The organism is Mycobacterium sp. UM_Kg27, assembly GCF_000972905.1.
Lineage (GTDB): Bacteria > Actinomycetota > Actinomycetes > Mycobacteriales > Mycobacteriaceae > Mycobacterium.
This window is the reverse complement of the sequence record NZ_JRMM01000014.1, coordinates 17,410-39,897: the sequence shown is the minus strand read 5'-3', so window position 1 is coordinate 39,897 and position 22,488 is coordinate 17,410. Positions and strand designations below refer to the sequence as shown.

The following is a 22,488-nucleotide window of genomic DNA, read 5'->3' as shown; positions in this document are numbered from 1 at the left end:
CCCAGCGTCAGGCGCCGGTCCAGTTCGGGGCGCGCTTCTCGGCGAACGCGATGGCGCCCTCCCTGGCGTCGTGGGAGGTGAACACCGGCGCGATCAATTCGCCCTGCTTCTGCCAGATCTCATCCTGGCTCCAGCCAGCGGACTTCACCATGATCTCCTTGGTCACCGCGACGGCCAGCGGACCGTTGGCAGTGATCCGCTCGGCCAAGGCGATGGCGCCGTCCAGCGCTTCGCCCGGTTCGGTCAACACATTGACGAAACCCCACTGGGCTCCCTGTTCGGCGGTGAAACTCTCACCGGTCAAAGCCAATTCGAGCGCCTTCTGATAAGGAATGCGATGTGGCAACCGCAACAGGCCACCGCCGGCGGCCACCAGGCCCCGCTTGACCTCCGGGATGCCGAATTTCGCGTCCTTGGCGGCCACCACCAGGTCGGTGGCCAGCACCAGTTCGGTGCCACCGGCCACCGCGTGTCCTTCGACCGCGGAGATGAGCGGTTTGCGCGGCGGGCGCTCGGTGAAGCCGAGCCCACGCCCCGGGACGTAGGCCAGCTCCCCGGCCGCGAACGCCTTGAGATCCATTCCCGCACAGAAGTTGCCGCCGGCTCCGGTGAGCACGCCGACCGACAGTTCTCCAGTGTCGTCGAGTTCGTCGCAGGCCGCGGCCAAACCCTCGGCGACCGCCTTGTTGGCCGCGTTGCGCGATTCCGGCCGGTTGATCGTGATGACAAGAATCCGTCCGCGACGCTCGCGCAGTACCGCTTCTGACACGGCTCACCCTTCAGGCGTTGTGACAAGGTATATCAAAATGCTTACCATAGGCTTTACGGTAAGAGAAGCTCATTACCCCGCGCAGGCGAGCGGTACAGGTAGGTTTGACGGCTAGGTTCAACGACGAAGAATCCGGCCGTGCCGACCAGAACTGGAGGTAACCGCAGTGGCAAAGCAGCCAGTCGCCGAGAAACGGCAACGGCGCGAACGCGGATCGATCAACCCCGATGACATCATCGACGGCGCCTTCGAGCTCGCCGAACAGATCGGGGTCGACAACCTGAGCATGCCGTTGCTCGGCAAGCATCTCGGCGTCGGCGTGACGAGCATCTACTGGTACTTCCGCAAGAAGGATGACCTCCTCAATGCCATGACCACCCGCGCCCTGCGCCAGTACACGTTCGCCACCCCGTACGTGGAGGCCAAGGACTGGCGTCAGACGTTGAGCAATCACGCGCACAGCATGCGGTCGACGTTTCTCGGCAACCCGATCCTCTGCGACCTCATCCTGATTCGGGCCGCACTGAGCCCGCGGGCCGCACAGCTCGGCGTGCAGGAAGTGGAGCGCGCGATCGCCAGCCTGGTGGAGGCCGGCCTGTCGCCGCAGGACGCCTTCGACACCTATTCAACGGTCTCGGTGCATATCCGCGGGTCGGTGGTGCTGCAGCGCCTCTACGAAAAGAACCGGGCATCGGATGCCGAGGGGCCCTCCGATTTCGAGGAAGCCCTGGTCATCGACCCGGCTGTTACCCCGCTGCTGGCAGAGACCACCCGGCAGGGCCACCGAATCGGCGCGGCCGACGATGCCAACTTCGCTTACGGCCTGAACTGCATCCTGGATCATGCCGAGCGGCTGATCGAGCAGAACAATAAGCCGGCGCGGCGCCGCGCCGCGCCGGCTAAAGCCCGCTAAACCTCGATTACCACCGCGCCGCCCTGGCCTCCACCGGCGCACATGGCGGCCACACCGATGCCCCCGCCGCGTCGCTTCAGTTCGTAGAGCAGCGTGGTCACCATCCGGGCGCCGGATGCGGCGATGGGGTGGCCGAGGCTACAGCCGCTGCCGGAGAAGTTCACCAGCTCTTCGTCGATGCCGTATTCCTTGCATGCCGCGATCGGCACCGAGGCGAAGGCCTCGTTGATCTCCCACAGCGCGACGTCGCCGACGGACAGCCCGGCCCGCTCGAGCACCTTGCCGATCACCTTGACGCCGCCGAGCCCGGTGTCGCGGGGAGCGACACCGACCGAGCCCCAGGCTTTGACTGTGCACATGACGGTCAGGCCGTTGTCGCGGGCGTAGTCGGAGTCGACCACGGCGACCGCGGCCGCGGCGTCGTTGGTGCCGCTGCTGTTGCCGGCGGTGATCGAGAAGCCCTCGATCTCGGGGTGCAGCACCTTCAGGCCCGCCAGCTTCTCCACGGTGGTTTCGCGGCGCGGGAACTCGTCGACCTTGAACTCGGTCACCGAGCCGTCGGGCAGTTCGACCTTCAGCGGGATGATCTCGTCGACGAACTTTCCGGCGTCGATCGCGGCGATCGCCCGCTGGTGCGACCGCGCGGCCCAGGCGTCCATCTCCTCGCGGGTGATGCCCGCCGCCTGCGCGGTGTTCCATCCCACCGTGATCGACATGTCGCGGGTGGGTGCGTCCGGGGTCTCCGGGTGAGTCGGGGGCATCCAGCGCTCCTCGAACTTCAGCTCGGGGCCGGGGATGCGCCAGTTCGTCAGCGGCGTCATCGACAGCGACTGCACGCCGCCGGCGATCAGCACCCGCTCCATGCCGGAACCGATCTGCGCCGACGCGTTGCCGATCGCGGTCAGGCTGCCGGCGCAATGCCGGTTGACCGACTGGCCGGGAACCGACTCCATGCCGCACGCAGCAGCCGCGTAGCGAGCGAGATCGCCGCCACCGTAGTGGGATTCGGCGAAGATGATGTCGTCGATCTCGGTCGGCTCGATGCCGGCCCGGCGCACCACCTCGGGCAGCACCGTGGTGATCAGCGTCTCCGGGGGCGTGTTGACCAGCGTTCCCTTGAACGAGCGTCCGATAGCCGTGCGAACGGCGCCGACGATGACAGGTGTAGACATTTTTCCGACCTTACATTATTCACTGTTTTTGTAAAGCTACTCGCCTGCTTCACGCGTGCCGATTCTCACGGCTCCGGCACGTGGAAGTGCTCGTCGCGCAGCCGGAACGCCTCCTTGGTTCCGTGCTGCGCCCGGGTCTTGACGAAGTTGAACTCGCCCGGAGCGAACTGCAGGTTGGTGCCATAGGCATGAAACAGATAGCTGGCCACCTCTTCGCCCTGATACGCCTGGCTCTGCTCGACGAGCCGAAACGCCTCCTTGGCGATGACGACGCCGTCGGCGGGCATCTTCGCGGCCTTGCACGCCCAGTACCGGGCTCGCGCGGTCACCGCCGCCGGGTCGCAGGTCTCGGTGAACACCCCCAGATGTTCGACCGTCGCGGCCTCGACGATGTCCCCGGTCAACAACAGCCGCCGCGCCAGCACGGGCCCGAGGCGATGAAAGAACAGGTGCAGGCTGCCCAGCGCCGGGCCCAGAAACCGGGTCGCGGGCATACCGATCTTGGTGTCCCTGGCGATCACCGAGATGTCGGTCATGAGCGCCATCTCGAAACCACCGCCGAGCGCATACCCGCTGATCTCACCCACCGTGACCTTCGGAAAGCCCATCAAATTGTGATAGAAGCCGAAGGATCTGCGGTCCACGGCGAGCCGGCGGCGCTGGCTCGGCCGGCCCTTGGCCGCAGGCTGCGCGGTCTGCGCACCCTCGCCGTACCAGCCGTAGGCGTTGTTCATGTCGGCCCCGGTGCTGAACACTCCTTCGCTGCCGCGCAGCAGCACCACCACCAGATCGTCGTCCTCGGCGACCCGGTCCAGACAGCGGGCGACCGCGTCACGCATGCCGGCATCGTAGGAATTGCGCCGACCGGGGTTGTTCAGCGTGATGGTCGCGATGCGCCCGTCGGGGTCGACATCGAAGAGCACGCGATCGTCGGTGGTCTCGGCTGCGCTCATCGGTGGGACCCCTCATCTCGTCTGCGGCCGAATCGAATGGCACTCAATTTGTCCGGCGGCGCCGCCGCGGTGGTGACCTCGCCGGTGCACAGCAGCTCGCCGTCGTGAAGGAGTCGCGCCGTGGAGGCGATCCCCCGCTCAACCTCGGTACGCACGATGTCGAAGTCCAGCTCGGTGAGGATCGGCGTCGGGCGACGGTAGGTGACCAGCAGTGAGCGGGTACGTCCGGCCACGCCCGCTGCACAGCTCTGATGCTGGATTACGCAGTCGAAGAACACCCCGAGAAAACCGCCGTGCACCAGGCCCGGAGGCCCTTCATAGGGCAGCGGGAAAGTAACTGTCCCCGAAGCGTTCTCGCTATCGAGGTGGTCGAACCGATACGCCGGGAAACAGGGGTTGAACGATCCGACATCGAATGCGTGCGCCAGGTAGACGCGACCGTCCGGGCCCTCAGCCGATTCCAGGCGGGGCATGGCCTGCACCGGGGCAACAGCAGCAAGTTGCCGCTCCCAGTCAGCGAACTGGGTCAGCATGTCGTCCACCGCCGGGTGCGGGTTTTCCAGGGCCAGCAGCAGCCCGGTCAGGCGCCGCATCGCGCCGGCCACCGCAACGGTCTGCGCCAGCGGCAGTTCGCCGAACCGGGCGGCATCGCCAGTCGAGACCACAGAGTTCCCCGAACCGTCCGACATAGGCCTTTCTCCGCCGAATCGCGCTAATCGTATAGCCTACTGTAGCTATCACGATATAGCGTTGAAAGGTGGACACCACCGTGGCCGAATCCCCCGACTCCGAGTCCGACTCCGCCCCCGACGGCGCGGTGACGGCGCTGCGTGACGGCGCGCTGCTCCGGCTCACCCTGGCGCGCCCGGATCGCCGGAACTGCCTGAGCGCACCGATGACCGATGCACTGGTCCGGGCCCTGACCGAGGCGTCGAGCGACGACACGTTGCGCGCCATCCATATCCGGGGTGCCGGCGATGACTTCTGCGCGGGCGCCGACTGGGTCGCGACCAATGCCGGCGGCCAGCGTCCCCGCACCGGCGATCTGGTGCGCCGCGTCCCGCACGCCGCGCACCGGGTGATCGAACTGCTGCAGACCATCCAGTTGCCGGTGGTGTGCAGCGTCCGAGGCTGGGCGGTGGGTCTGGGCTGCAATCTGGCGCTGGCCGCCGACTTCACGGTGGCCGCCACCGACGCGGTGTTCTGGGAGCCGTTCGTGGCGCGCGGCTTCAGCCCCGACTCGGGATCGACCTGGCTGCTGCCCCGTCTGGTGGGACTGGCTCGGGCCCGACGCATGTTGCTGCTCGGCGAACAGGTCAGCGGCGCATCCGCACAGGACTGGGGACTGATCCACCAGGCGGTGGCGCCGGCAGACGTCGACCGCGCCACCGAAGAGCTGTTGACCACCTTGGCGCAGGGACCCACGGTCGCGATCGGCCTGGCCAAACAGGCGCTGCATTACGGGCAGCAGGCAACGCTGCCGCAGGCGTTGACCCAGGAGCTGTTCAATCTTGAACTCAGCTGCCGTACGGGAGATTTCAAAGAGGGCCTCGCCGCCTTTGCGCAGCGTCGACCGCCTGACTTCACCGGCCGATGAGAAGGAAAGAGACGGCAATGCCGACATTCGACACCATCGACTACGACGTACGCGGGCACACCGCCACCATCACGCTGAACCGTCCTGAGGCGCTCAATGCGCTCAGCCCGCACATGGTCACCGAACTGCGGACCGCCTATGCGCAGGCCGAGAGCGACGACGCGGTGTGGGTGGTCATCGTCACCGGCAACGGGCGGGCGTTCTGCACCGGCGCCGACGTGAAGGAGATCCCCGGCGACGGCAAGGTGATCAATGAACGGCCGTATCTTTCCACCTACGACCAATGGGAGGCGCCGCAAGAGGGCACTCCCCCGTTCCGGACGATGGCCAAACCGGTGCTGGCGGCCATCAATGGGATCTGTTGCGGCGCAGGGCTGGACTGGGTGACCACCTGTGACATCGTGATCGCCTCGGACCGCGCGACGTTCTTCGACCCGCATGTCTCGATCGGCCTGGTCGCCGGGCGCGAAGTGGTGCGGTTGGCCCGAGTACTGCCCCGCTCCATCGCGCTGCGGATGGCCATGATGGGCAAGCATGAGCGCATGGACGCGCAACGCGCCTACGACCTCGGCATGATCAGCGAAGTGGTGGAGCACGACCGATTGCTGACCCGCGCACACGAGATCGCCGATGTGCTGAACTCCAACGCACCGCTGGCGGTACGCGGAACTCGGCTGGCGATCCTCAAGGGCTTGGACCTGCCGCTGCACGAGGCGGAGATGCTCGCCGAGTCATTCCGGGAACGCAACCTGCACACCGAGGACTCCCTGGAGGGACCCCGAGCCTTCGTCGAGAAGCGCACACCGGATTGGCAGTGCCGATGAGCACTGAGTTCACCACCATCCTGCTCGACTTCGATCGCGCCGCACGCGTCGCCACCATCACGTTGAACCGGCCGGACCGGCTCAACGCGTTCGACCGCACCATGTGCCAGGAGGTGGCAGCGGCATGGCGGATCGTCAAATTCGATACCGAGGTCAACGCCGTCGTGCTGCGTGCCACGGGTGACCGAGCATTCAGCGCCGGCCTGGACATCAAGTCCTCCTACGGCCAGCCCGACAACGTCTGGAACCACGAAGATCCCGGCGAGTTGCTGAGCCCCAAGTGGCAGAAGATGTTCAAACCGGTCATCTGCGCCGTCCAGGGCATGTGTACGGCGGGCGCGTTCTACTTCCTCAACGAGGCCGACGTGGTGATCTGCTCGGACGAGGCCACCTTCTTCGACTCCCACGTCTCCGCCGGACTCGTCTGCGCGCTGGAGCCGATCGGGCTGATGCGCCGAATCGGGCTGGGCGAAACCCTGCGGATCGCGCTGATGGGCAACGATGAGCGGGTCAGCGCCGACACCGCGTTGCGCATCGGCATGGTGACGGAAGTCGTGACTCGAGAACAGCTTTGGGATCGAGCACACGAGATTGCCGCCACGATTGCGGCCAAGCCGCCGTCGGCCACCCAGGGCACGGTGAAGGCCATCTGGGAATCCCTGGACAAGCCGTACCGCGCCGCCCTGGATCAGGGCCTGATCTACACCAGGCTGGGCAACCCGCTGGGCCAGGCCGAACTCGAGGCGCTACCGCCGCACCCCGCCGCCCCGCCGCGGATCCGCTGATGGCACATCCATTGAGCCGGCGCATCGCCGCGGTGCTCGATCTGGCACCCGAGGAACCGGCATTGCAGTACGACGGCCGCTGGTATTCCTGGTCGCAACTCGGAGCCCTGACGCAGCGCATCGCGGAACTGACGCCGGCCGGTGCACGAGTCGGGATCCTGCTGCGCAACCGGCCCCCACAGGTAGCCGCACTGCTCGGGGTGTTGCTGGCCGGGGGCTGCGTGGTGGTGATCAATCCGTCCCGCGGCGACGACCGCACCCGCAGCGAAATCGATGCGCTGGAACTGCCGGTGATCATCGGGCAGGCCGATGATCTGGCCGCCCTGGTCACCGCGACACCGCGCACCACGCTGGTGACGGTCTCCGATCTCACCGCCAACCCGCAGATCACCGTGGCCAGCGAGCCCAACTCCGGCCCCGGGCGCCCCGGCGTGGCGGTGTGGATGCTCACCAGCGGAACCACCGGGCCGCCCAAGCGCGTCGACCTGCGCTACGACATGCTGGCGCACAGCGTGATCGGCCCCGACCCCGAGCATGCCCCGACACCGACGCAGTTGCGCCGCGGCATCGCGATCGTCAACTCGCCACTGGTGCACATCGGCGGCGTGTACCGGGTATTGCAGTGCATCGCCGAGGCACGATCCTTTGTCCTGTTGGAGCGATTCGAGCTGCACCGCTGGGCCGAAGCAGTACGAACCTGCCAGCCGCGCGCGGTCTCGTTGGTGCCGGCCGCGTTGCGCACGGTGCTGCATTCGGACCTGACCCGCGAGGATCTGGCCGGCATCCGTGCGGTCACCTCGGGCACTGCCCCACTGTCCGCCGACGACGCCGACGCGTTCACCGCCAAGTTCGGCATCCCGGTTCTGACCTCTTACGCGGCAACCGAATTCGGTGGCGGCGTGGCCGGCTGGACGCTGACCGACTACCAGAAGTTCTGGCAGGACAAACGCGGCAGCGTCGGGCGCGCCAGCCTCGGCGCGCAACTGCGCGTGGTCGACGACACCGGCGCCGAACTCGGCGCCGATCAGCCCGGGTTGCTCGAGGTCAAGCCTGGCCAGCTGGGGCCCACCGCGGATTGGATGCGCACCACCGACTTGGCTCGTATCGATGCCGACGGCTTCCTGTGGATCCTGGGCCGGGCGGATCAGGCCATCATCCGTGGCGGATTCAAGGTGTTGCCCGACGATGTGCGGGTAGCGCTGGAGGCCCACCCGGCGGTCCAAGGCGCCGCCGTCGTGGGCCGCGCCGACGAGCGTCTCGGACAGACGCCGGTGGCGGCGGTCGAGCTGCGCTCAGGTGCCGTCACCGACGCCGCGACGCTGACCGAATTTCTGCGCGGCCGGCTGGCCGGATATGAAATTCCCACCGAGATCGCGATCGTCGACGTCATCCCGCGCACACCGTCGGGCAAAGCCGACCTGGGTGCGGTTCGGGACCTGATCGGCCTGGCGAGCAACCATGCTCGCTGAAACCCTGCCGCAGATCCTGCGCACCCAAACGCGGACCCGCGGTGCCCACCCCCTGCTGATCTGCGACAGCGAGCGGATCAGCTACGCCGAAGCCGAGCGGCGCTCGGCGCAGCTGGCCCTTGAGTTGATCGAACTCGGGGCGGGTCGAGGCACTCATGTCGGATTGCTGTACCCCAACGGCGCTGCCTTCGTGGTGGGCATGCTCGCCGCGGCACGCATCGGCGCGGTGGTGGTTCCGTTCACCACCTTCGCAACGGTTCCGGAGTTGCGTCATCAACTGGCACACAGCGACGTACGCATCCTTCTCACCGCCGACAACTATCGATCACACGACTACCGGCAGCGGCTGACCGAAGCGCTGGCCGACGTCGACCTGCACAGCACCGCACCGCTGTTCAGCGTGCACGCACCTCAGCTGCGCCGGGTGGTGTTCGGCACCGCGACCCCGGGGCACAGCGGCGCCGGACTCGGCCAGCTCGCAGCCCTGGAGGACGAGGTCGACCCCGGCGATCCGCTGTGCATCGTCTACACCTCGGGCTCCACCGGCGCACCCAAGGGCGTGATACACACCCACGCAGGGCTGCTCGGCCAACAACGCGACCTGAATGCGCTGCGTGGACTGACGGCGAGCGACATTCTGTTCAGCAACTCGCCCTTCTTCTGGATCGGCGGCCTGGCCTTCTCACTGCTGTCCAGCGTGCTGGCCGGATCGACACTGCTGTGCTCCAACGCCACCGACCCGGCGGACACACTGGATCTCCTGGAGGCCGAAAAGCCCACAATGGCCAATGGGTTCATCACCGGAATCGCGGCCCTGAGCCACCACCCCAGCCTTGGCCGCCGCGACCTGTCCACACTGCGCCGCGGCAACCTGTACCCGATCATGGCGCCGGACGCCCGCCCCGCCGACCCCGAGCTGCGACACAGCATGCTCGGGATGACTGAGACCGGCGGACCCGTGCTGCTCAGTGCCGATACCACCGATCAACCCGAACACCGCCGCGGCAGCTTTGGAAAGCCCGCGCCGGGGTTCGAGTGCCGTGTCGAGGACGGAGAACTGTGGGTCCGCGGCCGCTACCTGATGCAGCGCTACCACAAGCGCAGCCGCGAGGAATGCTTCGACGCCGACGGCTGGTTCCACACCGGAGATATGGTCCGCACCGACACCGATGGCTTCTACTACTTCCTGGGCAGGCGGGACAGGTTGATCAAGACCGCCGGGGTCAACGTCTCGCCCGCGGAAGTGGAACAGGCCATTGCCAGGGTCACCGGCGGATCGGTCGCATATGTGGTCGGCGTCCCCGATCCCGAACGCGGCAGGTGGTGGCCGCGGTGATCGTGCGCGGCACCGACGATGCCGACCTCGACGCGTTGCGCCGGCTTCTCTCTGAACAACTTTCGAGCTACAAGGTGCCGCGCAGAATGACCACCGTCGGCGCCGAACAGATCCCCCTGCTGTCCAGCGGAAAGGTCGATCTGCGCCGGTTGGCCGAGGTGTTCGATGCCTGAGTCCACGCCGCGGGCACTCACCGTCGACGCCGTGGTGCGGTCGCGGGCAGCCGCCAACCCGAGCACACCGATGGTGATCGATCCGATCGGCCGGCTCAGCTACGGCGACCTCGACACGTCGTCGCGGGAGCTGGCGGCGGTCCTCGTGCAGGCCGGGGTCGGCAAAGGTACTCGGGTGGGACTGATCATGCCCAACCGGGTCGACTGGGTTCGCATCGCGGTCGCGGTCACCCGGATCGGGGCGGTGCTGGTGCCGCTGAGCACACTGTTGACCCCACCGGAACTGCGGGCTCAGTTGCGGATCGCGGCCGTGCAGATCCTGATCAGCGTCGAAGAGTTCCGGGACCGCCGCTACCTGGACCATGTACCCGCGGAATCGCTCCCCACAGAGGATCTTCCTGCGCTGCAGCATGTCTGGTCCACGCAGGCTCTGGCATCAGCCACCGCCGGGCCGGGACCCCGCAAGATCGTCGACGCCTTGGCTGCGACCGTGGTTCCCGCCGACCCGATGACGATCATCTTCACCTCCGGCAGCAGCGGGCCGCCCAAGGGGGTGCTGCATTCGCACGGCAGCGCCTTGGGCGCAGTCGGATCCGGGCTGGCGGCCCGCTGCATCGGACCGGACACCCGCTTGTATCTGCCGATGCCGTTCTTCTGGGTCGGTGGCTTCGGCGGCGGGGTGCTCTCGGCACTTTTGGCCGGAGCGGCCCTGATCACCGAGGAGATCCCGAAACCCGAGACCACCTTGGGCCTGCTGGAATCCCAGCGGGTCACCCTGTTTCGGGGATGGCCGGACCAGGCCGCGGCACTGGCACAGCACGCCACTGATGCCGACCTGTCGGCCTTGCGGCCCGGCAGCCTGGAGGCATTGCTGCCGCCGGCATTGCGCGCCGAGCCCGGCGCGCGGGCCAATCTGTTCGGAATGACCGAGACGTTCGGCCCGTATTGCGGTTATCCCGCCGACACCGACCTGCCGCGTTCAGCGTGGGGCAGCTGCGGTAAACCCTTCGCGGGCATGGAGGTTCGGGTCGTCGACGCCGACACCGGCGTTCCGGTACCCGCCGATCGGGTCGGGATGATCCAGCTGCGCGGGCCGCACACGTTGCGGGGCATCTGGGGGCGCTCTCGAGAAGAGGTCTTTACCGTCGACGGCTTCTACCCGACTGGCGACCTGGGCCGCCTCGATCCCGACGGGTTCCTGTTCTACCACGGCAGATCCGACGACATGTTCAAAGTCAGCGGCGCCACGGTCTATCCGAGCGAAGTCGAGAAGGCGCTGCGCAGCATCTCCGGCGTCGCGACCGCGGTCGTCACCAGCGTGCCCGACGGTGAACGGAACCGCGTGGGAGCGATGGTCGCCGGCGATGGGCTGACCGTCGAAGGACTGCGCGACCGGTGTCGTGATCTGGTGAGCTCGTTCAAGGTACCGACGGTGTGGCTGGTGGTGCCCGCAGCCGATGCCATCCCGCATGGGCCGACCGGCAAAGCAGACAAACGACGAGTGCGAGACATGCTGGCAAGCCCAGTCCACGCCGACCCGGCGTGAACCTACTACGGAGGGAACGGATATGACGGGCCGATTGGCCGACAAGGTGGCATTCGTCACCGGTGCGGCACGGGGACAGGGACGCGCCCATGCGGTACGGATGGCCGGCGAGGGTGCCGACATCATCGCGGTGGACGTGGCCGGGAAGCTGCCCGACTGCGTACCCTACAACCCGGCAAGCCCGGAGGATCTGGCCGAAACCGTCCGACTGGTACAGGCCACCGGGCAGCGCATGGTGTCCTCGATAGTCGACACCCGTGACTACGACGGCCTGCGTGAGGCAGTCGCTGATGGGGTGGCCCAACTCGGACGCCTCGACATCATCGTCGCCAACGCCGGCGTTGCTGCCCCACAGGCCTGGGATGCGATCTCCCCGGAGAACTTTCGCGACGTCATGGACATCAATGTGACCGGCACCTGGAATACCGTGATGGCCGGTGCCCCGCACATCATCGCCGGGAAGCGCGGCGGCTCGATCATCTTGATCAGTTCGGCCGCCGGCATCAAGATGCAGCCGTTCATGGTGCACTACACGGCCAGCAAGCACGCCGTCACCGGAATGGCCCGAGCCTTTGCCGCCGAGTTGGGCAAGCACGCGATTCGCGTCAACAGCGTGCACCCCGGCCCGGTCAACACCGATATGGGCACCGGCGACATGGTCAGCGCGCTGGGTCAGGCGATGGAGACCAATCCTCAGCTGTCGCAGATGCTCACGCCCTTCCTGCCCACCTGGGTGGCCGAACCGGAAGACATCGCCGGCACCGTGTGCTGGCTGGCCAGTACCGACTCGCACCTGGTCACCGCCGCCGCGATTCCGGTGGACCAGGGCTGCACACAGTACTGAGCGAGACCATATTCTGGCGATCAACACTGGATCCGATTTCACCCGGCTATGGTTGAGCGCCTGACACCGTCAGCAGCGCGGCGACGACGACAACAGAAATGAGGACGGCCATGAGCCCACTGCGGGATCGCGCCACCACGCCCCTAGTCGCGCTTGCTGTGACGTCCCTGGCGCTGATCGGACTCGCCTTACCGGCCGGCAGCCGAGCTGACCCGCTAGACGGCTGCGGCTACGGCATGTACTTCAACACCGAGACAGATCAGTGCGAGCCCGGCGGCGTAAACCCACACCCGTTCATCGGACCTGTCGGACCGGCCGGCGTCGGTGTCGGGGGTCCCGTCGGGCCCGGCGGCGTTGTCGGCCCCGCCGGCGTCGGCCCGGCTGGCCCGGGACCGGTTGGGCCCGGCCCGGTCGGCCCCGGCCCGGCAGGACCCGGCCGGCGCTAGATATGCGTCAGTGCGCCTGCGCAATCCGCTCATGGTGCAGGCGCACCAGCTCGCGGAAGCCGAGCCGGTGGTACTTGGGCACGGGTTGAATGCCCCACTCGTCCTGCGCACTGGCCTTTCCGGCCGCTCCCTCCGGCGGGCCGAGTGGCGGGTAGGGATACTTGCACTCCAGCGTGTCGTCGGAGAACCGGGTCTTCAGCAGCTCGCTGCAGATCTGGGTCAGGCTCAACGTGGGGTAGCCGTAGTACACCGCCATGAAGGGCAAGGTGAACGCGCCCTCGATGACCAGCGCCACCAGACACACCAAGGTGGCGCGCTTGATCCACTTGTGCATCCGCGCGTAGTACGGGGTGGTGCCCGGCGGTAGCGCTTCGGGGGCAGAGGTTTCCATCGTGGGACTCCTTTGTCAGTCGGAAAAGATCTCCCGGTTCACGGTGTGCAGGTACGGGATCGCCAAAAACGGTGTGATGTAGAAGATGTCGTAGAGCCACCAGCCGATCACCGGGAACACCACTCCCGCGTAACGCACATCGGCATACATGGTCATGTTGAACACGTAGAGAATCCAGATGAGCACGCCCATCCAGCAGGTCACCACCATCCACTGATGGCCCCAGCGCTTCATCTGCAAAAACCCGATCGCGGCGGCGCAGCGCATCGCGAATACCGTCAGGATCATGCCGAACACCATGGATTTCTCACCCGGGCCGGCGGAGCCGCCGATCCACAGCTCGTTGTAGTGCCAGAAGTAGCCGGCATCGAACATGCCGCCCCAACCGACCATCAGTACCCGGTTGATCAGGGTGTGGTTGGCGACGAGATCCAGCGCCCACCCGAGGCTGTTCAGCGCCCCGTCGATCAACACCAGGTATCCGATCAGGGTGACTATCATCGGCCGCACGGCCAGACCGGCGTGCAGTGCTTGTCGTTGCAGCAGGGCACCGCGCAAGAAGATCGGCAGCCCGATGATGCCCGGCACCCACATTCCCATCAGCGCCGCGCCTGCGATCATCCAGCGGTCCGCCCGCCGCTGGGCGGCACGAGATTGGGTCTCGTGCTCCTCGATCCCGGCGAAATCCGTCGTCGAACCGGGCGGCGTCGGGCTCATAACTGCCACCAGCCTCGGGCGAACGACATATACAGCTGGATGCCGAACATGATCGCCAAATAGCCGTAGATGAAGATCTGAAAGACGATCAGCGCTCGCTTGCGATTGCGTTCTTGCTGGTCCACTTCGCGACTTCCTTTCTTAGGGGCGCTCGGTCTGAGTGGTGAGCACGCTGGCGGCCACTTCACGCAAGCCGTCGTGAATTCCGCCGTCGGTGGTCAGCGGGGCCAGGATGCACGCTTCGGCGGCCTCGGGCTCGCTCGCGCCGGCGGCCACCAGTTGCGCGGCGTTGACCAGGGTGCGGGTCGACGGCGGTTCGAAGTGCAGCGCCTGGTCTGCGGTGCGCAGGGCGGTGGCGCACTGCACCAGGCGATCAGCGATCTGCGGTTCGATACCGGTTTCGGCGACGATCACCTGCGCTTCGAGATCGGGCGCCAGGTAGTGCATGGGTAGCGTGGCGAACCGTTGCCGGAAGGACGGCTTCAGCTCCTTGAGTGAGCTGCGGTAGGCCGGATTGTAGGAGCACACCAGCATGAAGGTGTCTGGGGCCGTGATGTTTTCCCCCGCACGGTCGAGGTACAGGGTGCGACGGTGATCGGTCAGCGAGTGCAGCACCGCCAGCGAGTCATGCCGCGCCTCCACAACTTCGTCGAGGTAGCAGATCGCCCCGGACCTTACCGCTTTGGTCAGCGGCCCGTCGGTCCACACCACGTCGCCGCCGGCCACCAGGAAGCGACCCACCAGGTCCGAACTGGTCAGGTCGTCATGGCAACTGATGGTGATCACCGGCCGGCCCAGCAGCGAGCCCATATGCTCGACGAGCCGGGTCTTACCGCAGCCGGTCGGGCCGGTGAGCATCACCGGTATGCGGCGCCGGTACGCCTTCTCGAACAACTGCACTTCGTTGCCGTTGGCGAAGTAGACATCGCTGCTCATCGGGCTCCTCGCACCTGGTCGGTCATGCTGCGGTCAGTTCGCGGTGTACGTGGGCCAGTACGCGCGGTAGCTCCGCGACCCGCCGAATCCGTTGGGAGCGGCGCGGTCCGAAAACCTCCGGGAGTGGATCGACCCGCACGGGCCCGACGCCGAGGTAGTACACGCATACACCGGCTTGGTCGGCTTCCTCGACGGCGTGTGCGACATCGGCCCAGGCATATCGGCCTTCGTAGCCCTCGTCGGACATCAGCCCGTCGCCGATCATGAGGAGTAGCCGCCGTTCGGACGGCTGCGCCAGCAGCCGGTTGGTCAGATGGCGCAGCGGGGCGCCCAGCCGGGTGTAGCCGCCGGTCAGCAGTCCCGAACCGCTCGGGGCCACGAACTTGCGGTCGTCGAAGTCCTTGAGGCAGTGCACTTCCACGTGGTGGCGGGTGTTACCGGTGAACGCGAAGATGCCGTGGCGCTGACGCGTGCTCGTCATCGCCGCCGAGAGCGCGTCCGCGCAGGCCAGCTCCAGTCCGAACAGTCGGCCACCGTGCACTCCAAGCGAGGAACTCGCATCGAGCAGCACCGCGGTGGTCACGTCCCGGCCTGCCGGCAGCAGCTCCCGGAAGATCCGCGGCTCGCCCGCCGCCCCGGCCAGCACGTCGAGGCGGTGGTTGACGTAGGCGTCGACGTCGAGATCGGATCCGTCGGCGAGCCGGTTGGTCATGGCACGGACGGTGTGTTGTTGAAACCACTTCCGCAGATCGACCGCCACCGGGGACGGCTCGCCTGACGATGAGCGCCGGTCGCGTTCCACCACCGCGACGTGGTCTGGCAACAGGGTGCCGGTGTGCATACTCCACTCCGGGTACGGGACGCCTGGTCGCCGGTCGCGACCGAGAAAGCGATCGTCGTCTTCGGGCCGGCTCGGCGGCGGCATGGTGGTGTTGCGAACTCCCCCGTCCCCACCCACCGGTACCGAATATGGGCGTGGGCGCCGCTTTTGGTTGCTGGACCAAGGCATGCGGCCGAGCCGGCGAACCGAGGAGGCCAACCGTCCCGGCTCGGTCCAGCCCACCGGCAGTGTCCCGGTGAGCGGATGCCCGGGCAATGGCTGCCGGGAGCGTGCCAAGGCGCTCGCCCGATCGAACATCTCGACGGCCGGCGTCTCGGGATCGGCGGGATCGAGATCTGGCAGCACCCGCCGCAGCTCGGCCACCAGGCCGGGCCAGCGCCCGACGACCCAACCGAGGGCCACCTGCGCCTCGACGAACGTCAGGGCCGAAAGCTCCCGCGATGAGAGGTCGGCCAAACGGTACTGTGCGAGCCGCTCCTTGGAGGGTGCGCATTGCAGCGCCACTCCGCAGGTCAGCGTTCGTCTGGTCCAGCCCTGCCCTGAGGAATGAGGGGGATGGGGCACGTAGACGGTGGAAAGATTCGCACTCAGGCTGAAACTTCTTTCGGCGCCGGTCATCAACCGTGCGCCGTCGCGGCGTCGGTCGCTCAAGGCGACTGCCGTGAGCGCGCAGCTGGTCTCCAGCGCCAGGGGGTCCACGCCCGGCTCGGTCAGAAGGTTCCGATGCTGGAGAACATCCAGTACCAGAATGCGATGATCAAACACGTCCCGCCCCACGCGGCGACGTAGCGCAGAATCTCCCAGAGCCAGGCCATCAGAATTTCCTATCGTTGATCAGTCGGAGAAGATCTCCCGGTTGACGGTGTGCAGATACGGGATCGCCAAAAACGGTGTGATGTAGAAGATGTCGTAGAGCCACCAGCCGATCACCGGGAACACCACACCGGCGTAGCGCACATCGGCGTACATGGTCATGTTGAACACGTAACCGATCCAGATGAGCACGCCCATCCAGCAGGTCACCACCATCCACTGATGACCCCACCGCTTCATCTGCAGAAATCCGATCGCGGCGGCGATTCGCATGGTGAAGACGGTGAAGATCAGCCCGATCTCCCAGCCTTTCTCGCCCGGGCCGGCGGCCCCGCCGATCCACAGCTCGTTGTAATGCCAGAAGTAGCCGGCGTCGAACATCGCGCCCCAGCCGTTGAGCAGGACACGGGCCAGCAGCGTGTGGTTGGCCACCATGTCCAGCGCCCATCCCACCGCATTGATCGCGGCGTCGATGATGACCAGATAGCCCAGCAGCGTCACCAGCATGGGCCGAACGGCCAGTCCGTCGTGTTGAGCCTTGCGCTGCAACCAGATTCCGCGCAGAAACAGCGGGAGGCCGAAGACACCGGCCGCCGCCGTACCGATGAGCATGCCGCCACAGATCATCCAGCGGTCAGCTCGACGCTGGGCGGCCCGCGAGAGCTCCAGGTGCTCATCGAACCCGAGGCCGTCACGCAATTGCTGCGGTGCAGTAGGCAATGACCGCCCCCCTCGCCGTTCAAGCAACGCCTACGACAGTAAGGAACTCACTGACTCAAGTCAATGATTTTTGAGGGGGTCAGCGCGTGGCGCCCAGGCCGCGCAAGGTCCTGGTCACGTAGTCCGCGACCAATTCCGGACGAGATGGCCAGTCATGGGTCGTGATGAGCAGGGCGTAGAGGCCGAGCAGGAAGAACACCGCGCTGTTCATCGCGACGACGTCGTCGTCGATCTCGCCGCACTCCCGCGCCGCCTCGATACGCTCGGCGATCAACTCGATCAGCGGGTGATGCTCGCCATTTTCGGCAGGCGGTCGGGTCGGCGAGAAGTGCAGCGCCAAGAATTCGGTGAACAGCGGATCGCCCAGGCGTCGCTCCAGATCGATGATCAGGCGCGCGGACTCGCCCAAGATGTCCGAAAGCGCTTGGTGTCCGCCGAGGAACTTCTCGAACTGCTTGGTGATTCGTTCTTCCTCCCGGCGTTCCAACTCCAGCAGCACGTGCTCCTTGGTGGGGAAGTGAAAGAAGAATGTGCCGTGCGCGACGCCGGCGGCGGCAACGATGGCGCCGACGTCGGCTTGAGCCATCCCCGTCCGCTTGAACTCGGCGGTCGCCGCACCCAGCAGCCGCTCACGCGTCTGCAGCCGCCGGGCGTCGCGCGCCGTCATCTTCTCCGGCTTGTCCGCCACAGCCACGACAGTAGCGCCTCACTGCACCGGCGCGTACTAGATGACTCAAGTCAGCGTTGTGGATTCCCGCAGAGTCGTCGCGATCAGCGCCCGGATGTTATTTCGGCAGCGTCCACACACCGTCCCGGCCCCGGTACGCTCGCCGACCTGCTTAGTGGTCGTGGCGCCGGCTCGCGCCGCGTCGATGACCTGCTGACTGGTCACCCCGGCGCACAGGCAGACGTACACGGCGCCTCAGGGCCCGGCCTCGAGGGCCTTCGCCGCCAGCCGCACTTTGTCCACCTTGCCCGTCGCATTCAGCGGCAGCGTGTCGACGAAACACACCGAGCGCGGTACCTTGAACCCGGCCATTCGGTCGCGGCTCCAGGCGATCAATTCCGTCTCGGAGAGCGGTGTGTCCGCGGCACTTCTCACCACAAACGCCTTGCCCACCTGTCCCATTCGCGAATCCGGCACGCCGATCACCGCAACCTGGGAGACCCCCGGATGCTCCAGCAGGAAGCCCTCGATCTCGGCGGGATAGGCGTTGAAGCCGCCGACGATGAACATGTCTTTCTTGCGGCCAACGATGCGCAATCGGCCGGCGGCATCGAGCGTGCCGACGTCCCCGGTGTGCAACCAGCCGTGCGCGTCGATCGCTTCGGCGGTCGCATCCGGGTCGTCGAGGTAGCCGACCATCACGTTGTAGCCACGCACCAGGACTTCGCCGTCGGCGGCGATGCATACCTCGATGTCCTCACAGGCCTGTCCGGCCGTGGTCGCGATGTCCTCGAACGAGTCGCCGCGCCGGGAGGCCGTCACAGTGCCGGCTTCGGTGAGCCCGTAGCCGGTCATGATGGATCGGAACGGCAGCTCATTGCGGATCCGGCGGACCAGGTCCACCGGGATGTCCGCAGCGCCGGTGACCGCAGCACGCAGCGTCGACAGGTCGCGAGGCCCGCGCGCGTCCAGCAGTGACTGATAGAGCGTGGGCGGACCCGGAAGCATGGTGATGCGCTCGGATTCAATCAGTTTCAGCACCGTGCCGACATCGAAGACCCGCACCGGCACCATGGTGGCGCCCCGGATGCACGCGGCGATGCAGCCCGCCTTGTAGCCGAACGTGTGGAAGTAGGGGTTGACCATCAGGTACCGGTCGCCCTCGCGCAGGTCGGCCAGATCGCACCATTCGGCATAGAGCCGCAGGTTCTGCTGATGGGTCATCATCACCCCTTTGGGCCGGCCGGTGGTACCCGAGGTGAAGATGATGTCGGCGATGTCGCCGCCCTCAACGCTGCGTTGCAGCGGCGAACCGCTGCTCAAGAAATCCGATCCCAGGTCGATCACCGGAACACCGGGCGGGGCACTGAAATCCAGTCCGAGAAAGCCCTTCTCCACCAGAACGAGCTTGGCGCCGCTGCGGCGGATGATGTCCTCGGCCTCCTTGGGTTTGAACCGGGTGTTGACCGGAACCAAGACACCGCCGGCGGTCAGCAGCCCGAATGCGGCGATGATCCAGTCCCCCGAATTCGGCGCCCAGATCGCCACCCGGTCGCCCTTGGCGACACCCGCCGCTGCGAATGCTCCTGCCGCGCAAAGGACCCGATCGGCCAGCTCAGCGAAGCTCAACCGCACCGGGCCGTCGGCGATCGCCTCGGCATCCCCGAAGCGATCGCCGACACTTAGGACCATCTCGGGGATGGTCTCCCAGCGTGGCACCCCTAGACGGTGACGAGCCGACCGAGGTTGCCGCCCATGATCTTGGCCTGGTCCTCGATGGGCAGATGCGACAGCGCGGTGATGTAGTGGGTCGGCTCGGCCAGGCCCTCCGGGTGCGGCCAGTCCGATCCGTAGAGCACCTGGTCCACACCGACCAGGTTGATCAGGTCGTCGATGCCCTCCTCGTAGAACGGGCTGACGTAAATCCGGTTCTTGATCTCCTCCATCGGGTTTCCGAGGAACGCCTCGGGCGCCTTCCGGTAGACCTCGGCCATGGAATCCAACAGCGGGAACATCCACTTGGAGCCGGCTTCCACGATGCCGACCTTCAGCTTCGGGTGACGGAACAGCGCGCCGTGAATGACCCACGATGCCACCGCATCCTGGATCGGACGCCACTCGTTGAGGATGCCCATGGCGTTGGTCTGGAAGGGCAGCATCTCTTCCACCGCACCGTCCCACTCGGAGGTGTAGCGGGAGTAGCCGCTGTCCGACGAGTGCATTCCGATGAAGACGTCGTATTCGACGCACTTCTCCCAGAACGGGTCGAACTCGGGCAGCGCGAACGAACGCGGGCCGCGGAAGCCGGGCACCGGAGCCGGGCGGATCAGAATCGCGCGGGCGCCGCGCTTGACCACCCACTCCAGTTCCTCGATGGCCTTCTCGACGATCGGGAGGGTGATGACCGGCGTGGTGAAGATGCGGTTCTGGTAGTTGAAGCCCCAGACTTCGTCCAGCCACTGGTTCAGCGCGTGGATGATCACGTGGATAGTGACCGGGTCGTCACGCAGTCGTTCCTCGATGAGGCTGGCCAGCGTCGGAAACATCAGCGAACGGTCGATACCCAGCTCGTCCATCAGCTCCAGCCGCGGGGCGGGCTCGAAGAACGCCGGGATGGACTTCATCGGCTCGCCGAACAGTTCCCGCTTGCTCTTGCCGTCGGGGTTGCCGTACTTGAAGTACTCCTCCCAGGCGCCGGGCTTGGCGACCACCGAGAAGGTGGGGTTAGGGATGTAGTTGCTGATCTGGCCGCGGATGGCGATCTTGGTGCGCCCGTTGACCTCGACGTACTGGACGACGTCCTTGTACTCCTTGGGCAGGTACTTGGTCAGCGCTTCGGGCGGCTCGTACAGGTGGTTATCCGCATCGAACAAGGGGAACGGGACGTCCACGCGATGTGACAGTTGACCCATGAAATGCTCCTTTTCGGTTCATGAGAATCTTATTCTCATGAAGGTGTCGTTGCAACACCCTCGGCGAGCTGCTTGCGGACCAGGTATTTCTGCACCTTGCCGCTGGGCGTGCGCGGGAAGTCCGCGACCTCCTGCAATTCCTCGGGCCACTTCTGTCGCGCGACGCCCATCCGTTCGAAGTGCTCCCGCACCTGCGCCATGGCCGGCAGCTCGCACCCCGGCTTGAGGCGCAGGACCGCGACCGCCCGCTCCCCCAACCGGGGATCCGGCGCCGCGACCACCACCGCCTCGGCCACCTCAGGCATCGTCAGCAGGACGTCCTCGACCTCCACCGCGCTGATGTTCTCGCCGCCACGGATGATCACGTCGGCTTTGCGGTCGGTGATGGTCAGATACCCGTCGGCGTCGAGCACCCCGATGTCCCCGGTGTGGTACCACCCGTCGGCGTCGAAAGCCGCCGCGGTCAACGCGTCATCGGTGTAGCCCAGGCACAAGTCGGGTCCCCGGCTCAGAATTTCGCCGTCGGGGGCCAACCGCACCTCCACACCGGGCCGGGCATCGCCATCGGTGAACAGCCGCTTGTCCTCGGGCGCACTGGGACGTGAACCCGTGATCGACGGATGCTCGGTGCTGCCGTAGGAGCGGAAGACGAAGATGCCCAAGTCGGCAAGTCGCCGGGTGACCGCGCCCGGCACCGTCGACCCGCCCAGGCCGACGTGGCGGATGTGCTGCAGGTGGGTGTCGGTGAAGTCCGGGTGGTCGAGCAGGCTGGTGACGAAGTACGGCGGTCCGCCGCCGATCGACACCCCCTGTTCGGCCATCAACGCCAGCACCTGGGCGGGATCCCAGACGTCGGCGAGATCGATCGGCGCCCCCTCCAACACCGGGATGAGAAACGCTCCCACCATTCCGATGAAGTGTCCGACCGGGGTGGCGGTCAGCTGCCGGCCGCGGTCCTTGGGGTAGTTGGCGAGCAGCTGGCGGGTCTCGCAACACAGGGTCTGATGACTGTGGATCACGCCCTTGGGCTCGCGGGTGGTCCCGGAGGTGAATGCGATCAAGGCCGGCGCCGCGGGATCGGCGTCCAGGGTGCCCGCCATCGGCTCGTCGGCGAGCAGGTCTTCGAAGTTCTGACCCACCACGCTCGCACTGTTCTGACCCACCACGCTCGCACTGTTCCCGCCCACCACCCCGACGATCGGGACGTCGGCGCACAACTCGGGACGAAAACTCATCCGCCCGAATCGCTCGGCGGTGATGAACACCCGCGGCCGGCTGGCGGTCAGGATGAAACCCAGTTCCCGCGGACCGTAGAAGTGCACGACGGGCACCACGATCGCGCCCAGAAACGCCGCCGCCCAGAACGCCGCGGCCGCCTCCATCCAGTTGGGCAACTGCAGGGCCACCACGTCACCCGGACCCACGCCGCGCGCCCGCAGGCCCGCCGCCAGTCGGCGGGCAACCAGTTCCACGTCGGCGAAACTCCCCCGCCACGGCCGCACCGCCGAGTGCACCTCGAACCCGGTTTCCGCGCTCGCTGCCAGCCCGGCGGCGAGCAGGTCACCGAGTGTTTCGCGGGTCCACCATCCCTGCTCTTCGTAGCGCCGAACCAGGTCGGCAGGAATCTTTCGCATCTCGCCCGTGATGCTATTCTCCGTTTTTGA

23 protein-coding genes and 1 pseudogene are annotated in these 22,488 nt (G+C 66.6%); 8 read left to right on the top strand and 16 right to left on the bottom strand.

The window, feature by feature from the left end; translation table 11 throughout:
- Nucleotides 1-7: 7 nt before the first annotated feature.
- Nucleotides 8-769, bottom strand: coding sequence for a crotonase/enoyl-CoA hydratase family protein (locus LI94_RS04265; RefSeq protein WP_046300389.1), 762 nt, complete (start codon nucleotides 767-769; stop codon nucleotides 8-10).
- Nucleotides 770-935: 166 nt separating this feature from the next.
- Here LI94_RS04265 and LI94_RS04260 point away from each other — a divergent pair, with 166 nt between their 5' ends.
- On the top strand, nucleotides 936-1,682 hold the full coding sequence (locus tag LI94_RS04260; RefSeq protein WP_046300388.1) for a TetR family transcriptional regulator: 747 nt from the start codon (nucleotides 936-938) through the stop codon (nucleotides 1,680-1,682).
- Here the strand turns inward: LI94_RS04260 and LI94_RS04255 are convergent.
- The 3 genes from LI94_RS04255 to LI94_RS04245 form a co-directional block, all read right to left on the bottom strand.
- On the bottom strand, nucleotides 1,679-2,854 hold the full coding sequence (locus tag LI94_RS04255; protein WP_046300387.1) for a thiolase family protein: 1,176 nt from the start codon (nucleotides 2,852-2,854) through the stop codon (nucleotides 1,679-1,681). The genes LI94_RS04260 and LI94_RS04255 overlap by 4 nt on opposite strands.
- A gap of 65 nt (nucleotides 2,855-2,919) precedes the next feature.
- Nucleotides 2,920-3,807, bottom strand: a complete 888-nt coding sequence (locus LI94_RS04250; protein WP_046300386.1) for an enoyl-CoA hydratase/isomerase family protein — start codon at nucleotides 3,805-3,807, stop codon at nucleotides 2,920-2,922.
- Nucleotides 3,804-4,496 (bottom strand): hypothetical protein, encoded by a 693-nt coding sequence (locus tag LI94_RS04245; protein ID WP_046300385.1) that lies wholly within the window; start codon nucleotides 4,494-4,496, stop codon nucleotides 3,804-3,806. Before LI94_RS04245 ends, LI94_RS04250 begins: the two co-directional genes overlap by 4 nt.
- An 80-nt stretch (nucleotides 4,497-4,576) precedes the next feature.
- Between LI94_RS04245 and LI94_RS04240 the strand changes: the two genes are divergently transcribed.
- The 7 genes and pseudogenes from LI94_RS04240 to LI94_RS04210 all read left to right on the top strand — a co-directional run bounded on the left by LI94_RS04240 (nucleotide 4,577) and on the right by LI94_RS04210 (nucleotide 12,381).
- Nucleotides 4,577-5,404 carry an enoyl-CoA hydratase-related protein gene (locus LI94_RS04240; RefSeq protein WP_046300401.1) on the top strand — a complete coding sequence of 276 codons (828 nt, stop codon included), beginning with the start codon at nucleotides 4,577-4,579 and terminating at the stop codon, nucleotides 5,402-5,404.
- A gap of 17 nt (nucleotides 5,405-5,421) precedes the next feature.
- Entirely contained in the window at nucleotides 5,422-6,228 is an 807-nt protein-coding gene (locus LI94_RS04235; RefSeq protein WP_024441852.1) for an enoyl-CoA hydratase/isomerase family protein, read from the top strand.
- The gene (locus LI94_RS04230; RefSeq protein ID WP_024441853.1) at nucleotides 6,219-7,013 is read left to right on the top strand and encodes an enoyl-CoA hydratase/isomerase family protein; all 795 of its coding nucleotides are present in this window, start codon (nucleotides 6,219-6,221) and stop codon (nucleotides 7,011-7,013) included. Before LI94_RS04235 ends, LI94_RS04230 begins: the two co-directional genes overlap by 10 nt.
- Nucleotides 7,013-8,482 (top strand): AMP-binding protein, encoded by a 1,470-nt coding sequence (locus tag LI94_RS04225; RefSeq protein ID WP_046300384.1) that lies wholly within the window; start codon nucleotides 7,013-7,015, stop codon nucleotides 8,480-8,482. The genes LI94_RS04230 and LI94_RS04225 overlap by 1 nt, the downstream gene beginning before the upstream one ends.
- A pseudogene (locus LI94_RS04220) lies at nucleotides 8,472-9,991 on the top strand (class I adenylate-forming enzyme family protein). Before LI94_RS04225 ends, LI94_RS04220 begins: the two are co-directional and overlap by 11 nt.
- A complete protein-coding gene (locus LI94_RS04215) occupies nucleotides 9,984-11,537 on the top strand; it encodes a class I adenylate-forming enzyme family protein (RefSeq protein WP_024441855.1) in 1,554 nt (517 codons plus the stop codon). Before LI94_RS04220 ends, LI94_RS04215 begins: the two are co-directional and overlap by 8 nt.
- Before the next feature lie 22 nt (nucleotides 11,538-11,559).
- Nucleotides 11,560-12,381: a mycofactocin-coupled SDR family oxidoreductase gene (locus LI94_RS04210; RefSeq protein ID WP_024441856.1), complete on the top strand. Its 822-nt coding sequence runs from the start codon at nucleotides 11,560-11,562 to the stop codon at nucleotides 12,379-12,381.
- 215 nt (nucleotides 12,382-12,596) lie between these two features.
- Here the strand turns inward: LI94_RS04210 and LI94_RS04205 are convergent, their stop codons facing one another.
- The 12 genes from LI94_RS04205 to LI94_RS04155 all read right to left on the bottom strand — a co-directional run bounded on the left by LI94_RS04205 (nucleotide 12,597) and on the right by LI94_RS04155 (nucleotide 22,458).
- Nucleotides 12,597-12,851: a hypothetical protein gene (locus LI94_RS04205; protein ID WP_152664747.1), complete on the bottom strand. Its 255-nt coding sequence runs from the start codon at nucleotides 12,849-12,851 to the stop codon at nucleotides 12,597-12,599.
- Complete coding sequence (locus LI94_RS04200) at nucleotides 12,835-13,218, bottom strand: hypothetical protein (protein ID WP_024441858.1); 384 nt, start codon at nucleotides 13,216-13,218, stop codon at nucleotides 12,835-12,837. Before LI94_RS04200 ends, LI94_RS04205 begins: the two co-directional genes overlap by 17 nt.
- Nucleotides 13,219-13,233: 15 nt before the next feature.
- Nucleotides 13,234-13,935, bottom strand: coding sequence for a hypothetical protein (locus tag LI94_RS04195; RefSeq protein ID WP_024441859.1), 702 nt, complete (start codon nucleotides 13,933-13,935; stop codon nucleotides 13,234-13,236).
- A complete protein-coding gene (locus LI94_RS24930) occupies nucleotides 13,932-14,060 on the bottom strand; it encodes a hypothetical protein (RefSeq protein WP_024441860.1) in 129 nt (42 codons plus the stop codon). The genes LI94_RS04195 and LI94_RS24930 overlap by 4 nt, the downstream gene beginning before the upstream one ends.
- 16 nt (nucleotides 14,061-14,076) lie before the next feature.
- On the bottom strand, nucleotides 14,077-14,871 hold the full coding sequence (locus tag LI94_RS04185; RefSeq protein ID WP_024441861.1) for a CbbQ/NirQ/NorQ/GpvN family protein: 795 nt from the start codon (nucleotides 14,869-14,871) through the stop codon (nucleotides 14,077-14,079).
- Nucleotides 14,872-14,893: 22 nt separating this feature from the next.
- Complete coding sequence (locus LI94_RS04180; protein WP_231384097.1) at nucleotides 14,894-16,411, bottom strand: MorD protein; 1,518 nt, start codon at nucleotides 16,409-16,411, stop codon at nucleotides 14,894-14,896.
- Between the two features lie 135 nt (nucleotides 16,412-16,546).
- Nucleotides 16,547-17,245 (bottom strand): hypothetical protein, encoded by a 699-nt coding sequence (locus tag LI94_RS04175; protein WP_036457602.1) that lies wholly within the window; start codon nucleotides 17,243-17,245, stop codon nucleotides 16,547-16,549.
- 79 nt (nucleotides 17,246-17,324) lie between these two features.
- Nucleotides 17,325-17,939 (bottom strand): TetR/AcrR family transcriptional regulator, encoded by a 615-nt coding sequence (locus tag LI94_RS04170; RefSeq protein ID WP_024441864.1) that lies wholly within the window; start codon nucleotides 17,937-17,939, stop codon nucleotides 17,325-17,327.
- 39 nt (nucleotides 17,940-17,978) lie between these two features.
- Nucleotides 17,979-18,161 carry a (2Fe-2S)-binding protein gene (locus LI94_RS22090; protein ID WP_081654518.1) on the bottom strand — a complete coding sequence of 61 codons (183 nt, stop codon included), beginning with the start codon at nucleotides 18,159-18,161 and terminating at the stop codon, nucleotides 17,979-17,981.
- Between the two features lie 6 nt (nucleotides 18,162-18,167).
- Nucleotides 18,168-19,631, bottom strand: a complete 1,464-nt coding sequence (locus LI94_RS04165; RefSeq protein ID WP_082105649.1) for a FadD3 family acyl-CoA ligase — start codon at nucleotides 19,629-19,631, stop codon at nucleotides 18,168-18,170.
- Between the two features lie 2 nt (nucleotides 19,632-19,633).
- Nucleotides 19,634-20,824: an amidohydrolase family protein gene (locus tag LI94_RS04160; protein WP_024441866.1), complete on the bottom strand. Its 1,191-nt coding sequence runs from the start codon at nucleotides 20,822-20,824 to the stop codon at nucleotides 19,634-19,636.
- A gap of 35 nt (nucleotides 20,825-20,859) precedes the next feature.
- Complete coding sequence (locus LI94_RS04155; protein ID WP_046300383.1) at nucleotides 20,860-22,458, bottom strand: AMP-binding protein; 1,599 nt, start codon at nucleotides 22,456-22,458, stop codon at nucleotides 20,860-20,862.
- Between the last annotated feature and the right edge of the window lie 30 nt (nucleotides 22,459-22,488).